At 66.9% G+C, this 11,722-nt stretch carries 14 protein-coding genes and 1 riboswitch; of the genes, 11 read left to right on the top strand and 3 right to left on the bottom strand.

Annotation, left to right across the window (positions count from 1 at the left end; all coding sequences use genetic code 11):
• Positions 1 to 47: 47 nt before the first annotated feature.
• The 4 genes from CFB45_RS28560 to arsH are packed head-to-tail and all read left to right on the top strand — an operon-like array spanning position 48 to position 2,605.
• On the top strand, positions 48 to 380 hold the full coding sequence (locus tag CFB45_RS28560) for an ArsR/SmtB family transcription factor (protein ID WP_089428423.1): 333 nt from the start codon (positions 48 to 50) through the stop codon (positions 378 to 380).
• Entirely contained in the window at positions 377 to 1,447 is a 1,071-nt protein-coding gene (arsB, locus tag CFB45_RS28555; RefSeq protein WP_089428422.1) for an ACR3 family arsenite efflux transporter, read from the top strand. The genes CFB45_RS28560 and arsB overlap by 4 nt, the downstream gene beginning before the upstream one ends.
• A gap of 20 nt (positions 1,448 to 1,467) precedes the next feature.
• The gene (gene arsC / locus CFB45_RS28550) at positions 1,468 to 1,890 is read left to right on the top strand and encodes an arsenate reductase (glutaredoxin) (RefSeq protein ID WP_089428421.1); all 423 of its coding nucleotides are present in this window, start codon (positions 1,468 to 1,470) and stop codon (positions 1,888 to 1,890) included.
• The gene (gene arsH, locus CFB45_RS28545; RefSeq protein ID WP_089428420.1) at positions 1,883 to 2,605 is read left to right on the top strand and encodes an arsenical resistance protein ArsH; all 723 of its coding nucleotides are present in this window, start codon (positions 1,883 to 1,885) and stop codon (positions 2,603 to 2,605) included. The genes arsC and arsH overlap by 8 nt, the downstream gene beginning before the upstream one ends.
• Before the next feature lie 90 nt (positions 2,606 to 2,695).
• Here arsH and CFB45_RS28540 read toward each other — a convergent pair whose 3' ends face one another.
• Positions 2,696 to 3,706: a sodium:calcium antiporter gene (locus CFB45_RS28540; protein ID WP_089428419.1), complete on the bottom strand. Its 1,011-nt coding sequence runs from the start codon at positions 3,704 to 3,706 to the stop codon at positions 2,696 to 2,698.
• A 73-nt stretch (positions 3,707 to 3,779) separates the two neighbouring features.
• A riboswitch (yybP-ykoY riboswitch) is annotated at positions 3,780 to 3,955 on the bottom strand.
• A 119-nt stretch (positions 3,956 to 4,074) separates the two neighbouring features.
• On the opposite strand from CFB45_RS28540, the gene CFB45_RS28535 reads away from it, so the two are divergent.
• The 4 genes from CFB45_RS28535 (at position 4,075) to CFB45_RS28520 (ending at position 7,116) form a co-directional block, all read left to right on the top strand.
• Positions 4,075 to 4,350: a metal/formaldehyde-sensitive transcriptional repressor gene (locus tag CFB45_RS28535; RefSeq protein WP_089428418.1), complete on the top strand. Its 276-nt coding sequence runs from the start codon at positions 4,075 to 4,077 to the stop codon at positions 4,348 to 4,350.
• A 12-nt stretch (positions 4,351 to 4,362) separates the two neighbouring features.
• Positions 4,363 to 5,634, top strand: a complete 1,272-nt coding sequence (gene dmeF, locus CFB45_RS28530) for a CDF family Co(II)/Ni(II) efflux transporter DmeF (protein WP_089428417.1) — start codon at positions 4,363 to 4,365, stop codon at positions 5,632 to 5,634.
• 2 nt (positions 5,635 to 5,636) lie between these two features.
• Positions 5,637 to 5,822, top strand: a complete 186-nt coding sequence (locus CFB45_RS28525; protein ID WP_089428416.1) for a DUF1289 domain-containing protein — start codon at positions 5,637 to 5,639, stop codon at positions 5,820 to 5,822.
• A gap of 85 nt (positions 5,823 to 5,907) precedes the next feature.
• Positions 5,908 to 7,116, top strand: coding sequence for an MFS transporter (locus CFB45_RS28520; RefSeq protein ID WP_089428415.1), 1,209 nt, complete (start codon positions 5,908 to 5,910; stop codon positions 7,114 to 7,116).
• 19 nt (positions 7,117 to 7,135) lie between these two features.
• Here CFB45_RS28520 and CFB45_RS28515 read toward each other — a convergent pair whose 3' ends face one another.
• Positions 7,136 to 8,545 (bottom strand): heavy metal sensor histidine kinase, encoded by a 1,410-nt coding sequence (locus CFB45_RS28515; RefSeq protein ID WP_089428414.1) that lies wholly within the window; start codon positions 8,543 to 8,545, stop codon positions 7,136 to 7,138.
• The gene (locus tag CFB45_RS28510; RefSeq protein WP_069250678.1) at positions 8,542 to 9,213 is read right to left on the bottom strand and encodes a heavy metal response regulator transcription factor; all 672 of its coding nucleotides are present in this window, start codon (positions 9,211 to 9,213) and stop codon (positions 8,542 to 8,544) included. Before CFB45_RS28510 ends, CFB45_RS28515 begins: the two co-directional genes overlap by 4 nt.
• Before the next feature lie 244 nt (positions 9,214 to 9,457).
• Between CFB45_RS28510 and CFB45_RS28505 the strand changes: the two genes are divergently transcribed.
• The 3 genes from CFB45_RS28505 (at position 9,458) to CFB45_RS28495 (ending at position 11,721) form a co-directional block, all read left to right on the top strand.
• A complete protein-coding gene (locus CFB45_RS28505) occupies positions 9,458 to 9,856 on the top strand; it encodes a hypothetical protein (RefSeq protein ID WP_089428413.1) in 399 nt (132 codons plus the stop codon).
• 90 nt (positions 9,857 to 9,946) lie between these two features.
• Positions 9,947 to 10,228, top strand: a complete 282-nt coding sequence (locus CFB45_RS28500; protein ID WP_089428412.1) for a hypothetical protein — start codon at positions 9,947 to 9,949, stop codon at positions 10,226 to 10,228.
• A complete protein-coding gene (locus tag CFB45_RS28495; RefSeq protein ID WP_089428411.1) occupies positions 10,225 to 11,721 on the top strand; it encodes a TolC family protein in 1,497 nt (498 codons plus the stop codon). Before CFB45_RS28500 ends, CFB45_RS28495 begins: the two co-directional genes overlap by 4 nt.
• Position 11,722 lies beyond the last annotated feature (1 nt).

The following is an 11,722-nucleotide window of genomic DNA, read 5'->3' as shown; positions in this document are numbered from 1 at the left end:
TTCAACAATGCTTGAAATATCGAAATGATGGCGCTATCCTTCGCGCCATGGACTCCAATCTCGTCGTGCGCGCCCTGGGCGCGCTTGCTCATGAAGCGCGCCTGGCCATCTTTCGCGCGCTGGTCGTGGCCGGGCCCGAAGGGCTGTCGGCTGGTGCGATCGCCCAGCAGATCGGGCTGTCGCCATCGAGCCTGTCGTTTCATCTGAAGGATCTGTCGCATGCCGACCTGGTCACCGCGCGCCAGGACGGCCGGTTCATCTATTACGCGGCGAATTTCGAATCGATGAGCGGGCTCATCGGGTTCCTGACCGAGAACTGCTGCGCCGGCGCGGCCTGCGGCGTGCCGACGGCGCCCGATTGCTGCGGAGGCGATGCATGACCGGCTCGGACGTTGCACAACCGCAAGCCGTGGCGGCCCCGCCCGCCATCGGCTTCTTCGAGCGCTACCTGAGCGCGTGGGTGGCGCTGTGCATCGTGCTCGGCATCGCGCTGGGCCAGGCGCTGCCCGGGCTCTTTCAGCACATCGGCCGCATGGAATACGCGCAGGTCAACCTGCCCGTCGGGCTGCTGATCTGGGTGATGATCGTGCCGATGCTGGTCAAGGTCGATTTCGGCGCGTTGCATGAGGTTCGGCAGCATGTGCGGGGGATCGGCGTCACGCTCGTCGTGAACTGGCTCGTCAAGCCGTTTTCGATGGCGCTGCTCGGCTGGCTGTTCGTCCGGCAGCTGTTCGCGCCGATGCTGCCCGCCGACCAGATCGACAGCTATATCGCCGGCCTGATCCTGCTGGCCGCCGCGCCGTGCACGGCGATGGTGTTCGTGTGGAGCCGGCTGACGGGCGGCGATCCGCTGTTCACGCTGTCGCAGGTCGCGCTGAACGACAGCATCATGGTGATCGCGTTCGCGCCGCTGGTGGGCCTGTTGCTGGGGATGTCCGCGATCACGGTGCCGTGGGCGACGCTGCTCACGTCGGTCGTGCTCTACATCGTCATCCCGGTGATGCTCGCGCAAGTGTGGCGCAGGCTGCTGCTCGCGAAGGGGCCGCCGGCATTCGACCGCGCGATGGCGAAGATCGGCCCGTGGTCCATCGCCGCGCTGCTGGCCACGCTGGTGCTGCTGTTCGCGTTCCAGGGCGAGGCAATCCTGAAGCAGCCGCTGGTGATCGCGCTGCTCGCGGTGCCGATCCTGATCCAGGTGTTCTTCAACGCAGCGCTCGCCTATGGGCTCAATCGTCTCGTCGGCGAGAAGCACAGCATCGCGTGTCCGTCGGCGTTGATCGGTGCGTCCAATTTCTTCGAGCTGGCCGTGGCCGCCGCGATCAGCCTGTTCGGCTTCCACTCGGGCGCCGCGCTCGCGACCGTCGTCGGCGTGCTCATCGAAGTGCCGGTGATGCTGCTCGTCGTGCGTGTCGTCAACCGTTCGAAGCGCTGGTACGAGTGCGCGTGAAACCATTCAGGAATCCGGAAATGACCGACATCACGATCTATCACAACCCCGATTGCGGCACGTCGCGCAACACGCTGGCGATGATTCGCAACGCCGGCGTCGAGCCGCGCGTCGTGCTTTATCTGGAAACGCCGCCGGGACACGAAGAACTGCGCGCGCTGATCGCGGCAATGGGCATGCCCGTGCGCGACGTGCTGCGGCGCAAGGGGACACCGTATGAAGCGCTCGATCTCGACAATCCGAAGTGGAGCGACGACGACCTGATTGGCTTCATGGTCGCTCACCCGATCCTGATCAATCGCCCGATCGTCGTCACGCCGCTCGGCACGCGGCTGTGCCGTCCGTCCGAGCAGGTGCTCGACATCCTGCCTGATCCGCAGAAGGGGCCGTTTGCGAAGGAAGACGGCGAAATCGTGATCGATGCGGAGGGCAAGCGTGTCTGACCGACTGAACGATTTGCCGCAACTCGATGCCACGCTCTTTCGCGTGCCGGACGCGAGCCGGCTGCAGCCCGCGCGGCCGTCGACGCATCCGCCTCGAATCGTGTTGCTCTACGGGTCATTGCGCACGCGCTCGTTCAGCCGGTTGCTGGTCGAGGAGGCGGCGCGGTTGCTGGCGGCGATGGGCGCCGAAGCCAGGATCTTCAATCCGGCCGGCTTGCCGCTGCCTGACGATGCGCCCGACGACCACCCGAAGGTGGCCGAGTTGCGCGAGCTCGTGCAATGGTCGGAGGGCATGGTGTGGTGCTCCCCCGAGCGGCACGGCGCGATGACCGGCGTGATGAAAGCGCAGATCGACTGGATTCCGCTGTCGGTCGGCGCGGTGCGGCCGACGCAAGGCAAGACGCTGGCGGTCATGCAGGTCAGCGGCGGATCGCAGTCGTTCAACGCGGTCAACCAGATGCGCGTGCTCGGACGCTGGATGCGCATGCTGACCATCCCGAACCAGTCGTCCGTCGCGAAGGCGTTCATGGAATTCGGCGACGACGACCGGATGAAGCCGTCCGCGTATTTCGACCGGGTCGTCGACGTCATGGAGGAACTGGTCAAATTCACGCTGCTGACGCGCGACGTCGGTGCGTACCTGACGGACCGCTACAGCGAGCGCAAGGAAAGCGCCGAGCAACTGGCGCAGCGTGTGAACCAGACGCGCATCTGAATCGCTTGCGGGCCGGTGACGCGACGATGCTTCGTTCGCGCCGGGCAGCGGGATCGTGCCCGGCGCGTCCGTTGAGTCCGTTGAGCAGGATCAGCGCGCCAGCGTCAGGAACAGATACCCCGCATACCCCGCGCCGTTCGCGAGCAACGCCCAGATCGCGAGCCCGCGCGTGCGCGCATTGACGCGCAGCCACGCCGCCGCCGCGAGCGTGATGATCACGCCGGTCAGCACTTCGGGGCGCGGCTCCCACGGCGTCAGCATGATGCCGATCGCCGGCAGCAGCGTGCCCTGGAACACCATCGCGCCGGTGATGTTGCCGAACGCGAGCGTGTCCTTCCTGCGGCGGATCCACAGCACGCTGTTGACCTTCTCCGGCAGTTCCGTCGCGATCGGCACGATGATCAGCGACAGCAGCAGCGCCGATACGCCCAGCACGTGCGACACGCCTTCCACGCCGTGGATGAAGCCCTTCGCCCCGCCGACCAGCAGCGCGACGCCGAGGAGCAGTTGCAGCGCGATCGTCGCGAGGTTGGTCGGCACACCGAGGCGCGACAGGAACATCGTGTGCGGCGCCTCGGTGCCGTGCCCGGCATCGACGAGCTGGCTCGACGCGCGGAACGTCATCACGACATACATCACGTAGATGCCGACCAGCATCGCCGCGAGCAGCGCGCGCACGGCCCCGTTGTGATGCGGGACGAACATCGCGGCGGTGGCCAGCGAGAACGCGGCGAGGAAGTAGTTCATGTCGCGCACGAAGCCGGTGCGTTCGGGCGCGATCGTGCCGCGCAGCCCGCGCGAGCGGATCACGGCGAGCGTCATCAGGAAGGTGGTGAGTGTCGCGAGCATCAGCGGCGCGCCGAGAATCGCGCCGACGCCGATCTCCTCGTTCACGGCCTGGTTCGCCGTGCCGCCGGCGAGCGCGAGCAGCGGCACCATCGTTTCGGGCAGCGCGGTGCCGACGGCCGCGAACAGCGAACCGGTGACGCCTTCGGAAATCTTCAGGCGTTCGCCGAGATGTTCGAGCGCGTTGGTGAAGACCTCGGCGGCGATGAGGATGACGACCAGCATGAACGCCAGTTCGACAAACATGAAAGTCATGCGGCACCTCCGCAGGCATGCGCGCGGACGGCGGCGAAACGCGGGGAGAGGGCGGTGGGGAACATGGGGACTCCGTGGTCGGACGCTGACAAACCATGGCGCATCCGCCGACGTCCGACCAGGAACGACGCGATGCGCCCATGGTCTCGCCAGGCCAATCAGGCTGAACGCGCCACGGCCGCAGGCCGAGTGTGTTGACGCGTTCGCTTTCCGGGGATGGAAAGCAGGCTACTCCCCAAAGACGAAGGGCAGTCTAGTCGAGCGGATTGCTTTCGACAAGCCTTCATCTCAAAAAATATACCCCTCTCCCCTATAGGGGCAGCCTTCCGGAGATATACTCCCCCTCCCTATGCAGGAGTCCGTCATCGATGAGTCATACCGTTCGTGAAAAACAGAAGCTGCTGAACCGCGTGCGCCGCATCAAGGGCCAGGTCGAGGCGATCGAGCGCGCGCTCGGTGACGAGCGCGGCTGCAACGAGGTGCTGCAATTGATCACGAGCTGTCGCGGCGCGATGAACGGGCTGCTGGCCGTCGTGCTGGAAGACCACATTCGCGAGCACATGGTCGATGCACATGGGCCGGACGAGCACGAAGGCAGCGCGACCGAGCAGCTGATCGACGTGGTGCACAGCTATTTCAAGTGATCGGGGTGGAGCATGAGCAATTTCACGAATGACGCGTTCGGCGCGGGGCACGACCATATCTTCCTTGGCGCCGCGCACGAGCAGAACGAGCGGCGGACGTGGATGGTGATCGGCCTGTGCGCGGCGATGATGATGGTCGAGATCGTCGGCGGCACGCTGTTCGGGTCGCTGGCGCTCGTCGCCGACGGGCTGCACATGTCGACGCACGCAGGCGCGATGCTGATCGCCGCGCTGGCCTATACCTATGCGCGCAGGCATGCCGACGATCCGCGCTTCGTGTTCGGCACCGGCAAGCTGGGCGACCTGGCCGGGTTCACGAGCGCGATCGTGCTCGCGATGATCGCGATCCTGATCGGCTACGAGGCGGTTGCGCGGTTGCTGGCGCCGGTCCCGATCCATTTCGGCGAGGCGATTCCGATCGCGGTGCTCGGTCTCGCGGTCAACCTGGCGAGCGTGTGGCTGCTGAGCGGCGGGCATCACGGGCACCATCACGGGCATGGACACGGCCATGGGCACGCGCACGACGATCACGCGGACGAAGCCATGCGGGTGTTCTCGACAACCGGCGTGTTCGACGTATCGGTGTTCGAGGACGGTGTGCCGCCGGTGTTCCGGATCGCGCCTGCCACCGGCGGATCGAGCGTCGACGGGGTGTCTGCATCGATCACGACCGTCCGTCCCGACCAGTCGCGACAGCATTTCACGATGGTGGCGCGGAACGGCTTCCTGGAGTCGCGGGAGACGATTCCCGAGCCCCATGCGTTCGAGGCGATCGTGACGCTCAACGGCCACGAGCACGCGCTGACGTTCGTCGAACACGATCATCATGAAGGCGCGCACGCTGCCGCGGCCCGCGATCACAACATCCGGTCGGCCTACATTCACGTGATCGCCGATGCCGCGGTGTCGGTGCTGGCCATTATCGGGTTGCTGCTCGCGCGCGCCTTCGGCTGGGTCTGGATGGACCCCGTCGCGGGCATCGTCGGCGCGCTCGTCATCGCGAACTGGTCGTACGGGCTGATGCGCGATACGGGCGGCATCCTGCTCGACGTCAATGTCGATCGCAAGCTGGCGGAGCGCGTGCGTCACGCGATCGAGGCGTTCGGCGACAAGGTCAACGATCTTCACGTGTGGCGGGTCGGTCCCGGCCACATGAGCGCGATCGTGTCGGTCGAGACCGTCGATGCGGCGCGCGACGCGCGCTTCTACCATGCACTGGTCGAAGGCTTCGACGGCGTGTCGCACGTGACCGTCGAAGTGATGACGTCGGCAAAGGCAGCCTGACCGTGGCGGTGAAATCGCCGTGTATCGAGCTGTGCGCGTTCGATGGCCGCACCGGATTCTGCACGGGCTGCTTGAGGACGCGCGACGAGGCACGTGACTGGAAGAAACTGACCGACCATCGTCGGCACCAGATACTGAACGACCGCCATCGCCGCCAGGCGAAGATCCGGCGCGAGACGGGGGAATAGCGCGGGCCGGCATGTGTGTCGTGTCACCAGACTGCAGTAGTATCACCGGCATCCCGTGTCGGGATTCCTGAACCGGGAGCGACCCATGCAGACCGAACCGTCGACCGGCGTTCTTCGCCAGATTCCTCGCAGTGTCTGGTTGCTGGGCTGCGTCAGCCTGCTGATGGACGTGTCGTCGGAAATCATCCACAGCCTGTTGCCGATGTTCCTGATGGCGGGGCTCGGCGCGAGCGCGACCGCGATCGGCGTCATCGAGGGGATCGCCGAGGCGACGTCGCCGGTCGTCAAGGTGTTCTCCGGCACGCTGAGCGACTACCTGCGCAATCGCAAATGGCTGGCGGTGGCCGGATACGGGCTCGGCGCGCTCAGCAAGCCGCTGTTCGCGATCGCGCCGACGATCGGCGTCGTCGTGACGGCACGGATCGTCGACCGGATCGGCAAGGGGATTCGTGGGGCGCCGCGCGATGCGCTGGTGGCCGACGTCACCCCCGTCCACCTGCGCGGCGCCGCCTACGGGCTGCGACAGTCGCTCGACACGGTGGGCGCGTTCCTCGGGCCGTTGCTGGCCGTCCTCATCATGCTGGGGTGGCACGACGATTTCCGCCTTGCATTCTGGCTGGCCGTGATTCCCGGCGTGCTGGCCGTGGCGCTGCTCGCGTTCGGCATCGACGAGCCGGCGCGTGCGCCGGGCGAGCCGCGCGTCAACCCGATCCGACGCGATGTCGTCGCGCAGCTCGGCGCGCGCTACTGGTGGGTCGTCGCCGTCGGCGCCGTGTTCGCGCTGGCCCGCTTCAGCGAAGCGTTCCTGGTGCTGCGCGCGATGGGCAGTGGCGTACCCGTCGCATTCGTGCCGCTCGTGATGGTGGCGATGAACGTCGTGTACGCATTGTCGGCCTACCCGTTCGGCAAGCTCGCCGACACGACGAGCCACAAGACGCTGATGGTGGCCGGGCTCGTCCTGCTGATCGCCGCCGATATCGTGCTCGCACACGGCGCGCATTGGGGAACCGTACTCGTCGGTGTCGCGTTGTGGGGGCTCCATATGGGGATGACGCAGGGGTTGCTCGCGACGATGGTCGCGCATGCCGCGCCGTCCGCATTGAGAGGCACGGCGTTCGGTGTGTTCAATCTGCTCAGCGGCGTGGTGACGCTCGTGTCGAGCGTCGTCGCGGGCATCCTGTGGGACCGGGTGGGTGCAGCAGCCACGTTCTACGCCGGGGCCGTGTTCAGCGCGGTGACCATCGTGTTGCTCGTCTGCATTCGCGCGTCATTTGCGGCCGTTCAGGATCGCTAGCCGGAAGGCGGCGAACGGTCTAGCTATCCATGCCCCGCGGAAAATAAAGCGCGAACGTCGTGCGCCCGTCGCGGCTCGCGACCTCGACCTTGCCGCGATGCAGCTCCATGATCGACTTCACGATCGCGAGCCCGAGCCCCGCGTTGCGCGCCGCGCCGTGCCGCGACGAATCGATCCGGTAGAAGCGCTCGAAGATCTTGTCGACCTGTTCGGGCGGAATCGCGGCGCCGCGATTCGTGACTTCGACGACCGCGTAGCGGCCTTGCGCCGACACCGCGAGCTCGATCGTCGACGCGGCTTCCGCATGTTCGAGCGCGTTTGACGTAAGGTTGCTGACGGCACGCCGGAACAGCGTCGCGTCCGCGACCACCGGCGCTTCGCCGTGCACGTCGATCCGCACGCCGGCTTCGTCGGCCAGCGCCTGGAAATACGACGCGAGCCGGCGCAGTTCTCTGCCTGCATCGAGCTCGGTGGTCTTCAGGTGCTGCCGGGCGTTATCGGTGCGCGCGAGAAACAGCATGTTCTCGATCATCCGCTGCAACCGTTCGCATTCCTCGATGTTCGAATCGATCAACGCTTCGTATTCCTCGGTCGTGCGCGCGCGCGACAGCGTGACCTGCGACGCGCTGATCACGTTGGCGAGCGGCGTGCGCATGTCGTGCGCGAGATCGGACGAGAACTGCGACAGCCGCACGAACGCGCGTTCGAGGCGGTCGAGCATCCGGTTGACCGACGTCGCGAGTTCACGCAGCTCGACCGGGCCGCCGCGCGCGTCGAGCCGTGCGTTCAGGTTGTGGGCCTCGATGCGCGACGTCTGCCGGCCCAAGCTCTCGACCGGGCGCAGGCCGCGCGACGCAACCGCATAGCCGAGCGCGCCGACCAGCAGCGCGCCCACGGCCGCCGCGAGCCAGATGTCGACGCGATAGCTTTCGAGCAGCGACTGGCGATCGGTCGCCGTGCGCGCGAGCGCGACCTGGATCGCGTCGCCGGACGGCAGCGTTTCGCGTGCGTACACGCAACGCGACGTGCCGATGCCGGACGGCGAACAGGTGAACGGCCCGCCGGCTCGACTGGCCGGATGCGGGGCCGCGATCACCGACGCGAGCGTATTGCCGGCTTCGTCGGAATGCTCGACGAGCGCGCGGTTCTGCGCATCGTAGATGCCGAGATACACGCCCGGGTGCGACAGCAGCACCTCGTGAAACACGGCCGGATCGGCGCGCAGCGCGGCGATCGATCCGCTCGCGTGCGCCAGTTGCAGGAACTGGTTGAGCTTGCCGGAAATCTCGATGTCGTCGCGCCGCGTCAGCTCGGCGGACAGCGAGCGATACAGGTACGCGCCGGTCAGCGCGAACACGAGCGCGGCGACGACGGCGAACGCGAGCGTCAGGCGCCGCAGCAGCGAATACGAGCCGGGGCGGCGTGTCACGAACGATCCTCGAGCACGTAGCCCATCCCGCGGATCGTGTGGATCAGCTTCTTCTCGTAGGCGTTGTCGATCTTCGCGCGCAGGCGCTTGATCGCCGCATCGACGACGTTCGTGTCGCTGTCGAAATTCATGTCCCAGATCTGCGACGTGATGAAGGTGCGCGTCAGCACTTCCCCCTCGCGTTCGGCGAGCAACTGCAGCAGCGCGAATTCCTGCGCGGTCAGGTCGATGCGGGTGTCGGCGCGCCGCACGCGGCGGCGGATCAGGTCGACTTCGAGATCGGCGACCTGCAGGATGTCGCGCACGTTGCGCGGCGCGCGCCGCAGCAGCGAGCGGATGCGCGCGAGGAACTCGGCATACGCGAACGGCTTGAGCAGATAGTCGTCGGCGCCCAGCTCGAGCCCGGCGACCTTGTCCTCGATCGCCTCGCGCGCCGTGAGCAGCAGCACGGGCGTCTGCTTCTGCGCGCGCAACCGCTTGAGCACCTCGAAGCCATCCATTTCCGGCAGCATCACGTCGAGCACGACGAGATCGAAATCCTCGTGCAGCGCGAGGAACAGCCCGTCCTTGCCGTTTTCCGCGACGTCGACCGTGTAGCTCGCCTCCATCAGCCCCTTGCGGAGGTACGACGCCATCTTGGGTTCGTCTTCGACTATCAGTATTCGCATGGTGAGGCAGGCTGTCCGTGGTTCATCCGTGATTCCAGCCGGTCAGTGTAACGCGTGAGCTTAGGGCGCCGTGCGTGCGCGAAGGGTGACCGCCGGATGACGGAATTGTCATGAAATGCCGGTCATGTTTCGGCCATGTCGTCGTCACCGCGGCGGCGATAAGCTGCGGCCGTCGTGTCCCCGGGGCGCGCCGTCGCGGCGCTGCGCCGGCCCATCCGGTCGTTGCCTGCGTGATTCCGCATCCATGTCGTACTGGCGCAAATTCCTCGTCGTCGTGCTGCTGGCGCTGAGCCTGCCGATCCAGTCGTTCGCGGCTGTGTCGATGGTGTGCGCGGGGGCGGTCGTGGCCATGCCGCACGCGGGGGACGGGGCAAGCGCCGATGACGCGGTCGCGCCGCGTGCGATGCCGAGCGCGCTTGCTGGCCAGCATAAAGACGAGCACGCGCACGACGATCATGCGCGACATGCGCAGCCATGTTCCGCATGCGGGTCCTGCTGCCTCGGCGCTGGCATGGCGGATCTTCCCGCGATGTCCGTTGCGTCGGGTATCGGTGTCGGGCTCGCTTCCTTCGCTCCGACGCCGGTCGTCGTGTCGTTCCTGACCGGCGGCATCGACAGGCCGCCACGCGGGCATCTCGTCTAGACCCCGCCTGCGGCTTCGACCTGCCGCGCTCTGCAATCCGTTCCGGCATCCGCATCACGACCGCCGGACGACTCATGACGAGACCCATTCATGCGATTCATTACTGCGGCGCTGTTGAGCGTGGCGGCCCTCGTGCCGTCGCTCGCGCCAGCGCAAACCCCACTGCCTGATCCAGCGGATGCCACCGTGGCCGTGCCGGATATCACCGTGACATCCGTATTCGACGGCTACCGGCCGTATCGGGACGATGAGGGCCCCGGCTGGAAGCAACTGAACCGCGACGTGATGGAACGGCCCGCGAAGGGCCGTGCGACGGGCGGCGCGGCCGGAAGCGGCGCCGCGCATTCGAAGCACGGAGGCAGCGCGCAATGACGATGCTTGCGATATCGCCGAGGATCGCCGCGGCGGCGGCCGTGCTGGCCTTCCTTGCCGGCTGCACGACGTTTTCGAAGGACGGTGGCTTCGACGCGGTGTCGTCCGCCGCGTCGGAACGCATCGGGAAAGACGCGGTCGTGGTCAGGACCGACGCCGACCGCGAAGCCGTCGACAAGCGCACGAAGGAGCTGCTTGCGAAGCCGCTGTCGATGGACGACGCGGTGCAGGTCGCGCTGCTGAACAACCGTGGCCTGCAGGCGTCATATGCGGAACTGGGATTGTCGGAAGCCGATCTCGTCCAGGCCGGCCGGTTGCCGAATCCGCGATTCGCGTTCAGCCGCACCCGTGCCGGCGACGGCGAGCTGACGCTCGGCCGCACGTTCTCGGCGAACGTGTTCGCGCTGCTGACGATGCCGCTCGCGACGAACATCGAACGCCGCCGCTTCGAGCAGACCAAGCTCGAAACGGCCGACGCGATGCTGAAGGTCGCAGCCGACGCACGCCGTGCGTACGTCGAGGCCGTCGCGGCCGAGCAGGCCGCGAACTATGCGCAACAGGTGCGCGATGCCGCGAGCGCGGCCGCCGAACTCGCGCAGCGCATGCGGCAGGCCGGCAACTTCAGCCGCCTCGATTACGCGCGCGAGCAGGCGTTCCATGCCGATGCGGTTGCGCAGCACGCGAAGGCGCGCCAGCAGGCCGTCGCCGCGCGCGAGAAGCTTACGCGCGCGATGGGCCTGTGGGGCGAACGCACACGGTACGCATTGCCCGAGCGCTTGCCCGACCTGCCGAAAGCGCGGCCGAACCTGCCCGATCTCGAGCGGTTCGCGATGAGCAACCGCCTCGACATCCAGGCCGCGAAGCTGCAGACGCAGGGCGTCGCGTCGTCGCTCGGCCTGAGCAAGGCGACGCGCTTCGTCAATGCGGTCGACCTCGGCTACGTGAACAACTACGAGACCGGCAAGGGGCACGAGCACGGCTACGAGATCAGCGTCGAGATTCCGCTGTTCGACTGGGGCGGCGCGAAGGTCGCGCGCGCCGAGGCCGTGTACATGCAATCGGCGAACCGGCTCGCTAAAGCGGCCATCGACGCGCGCTCCGACGTGCGCGAATCGTATGCGGCGTACGTGACGAGCTACGACGTCGCGACCCACTATCGCGACGAAGTCGTGCCGTTGCGCAAGACGATCTCCGACGAACTCCTGCTGCGCTACAACGGGATGCTCGCGAGTGTGTTCGAGTTGCTGACCGATGCGCGCGAGCAGGTCGGCGCGGTCAACGGCTACATCGATGCGCTGAAGGATTACTGGCTCGCCGAAACCGATCTGCAGATGGCCGTCGGAGGCCGGCTGCCGACCCACGGTGCCACGCCGCGCGCGACGCAATCCGTCGAACCCGCATCCCCTTCACACGCCGACGCTGCGCCGCAGCCGGCTTCTTCATCCGCGGCGCAACCGGCGCCCGCGACACAACCGCATCCGGAAGGTCATTGAC

It is taken from the genome of Burkholderia sp. HI2500 (assembly GCF_002223055.1).
In the GTDB taxonomy this organism is placed as follows: Bacteria; Pseudomonadota; Gammaproteobacteria; order Burkholderiales; family Burkholderiaceae; genus Burkholderia.
Note: the sequence above shows the minus strand (reverse complement) of the source record. Positions and strands in the feature narration are given on the sequence as shown.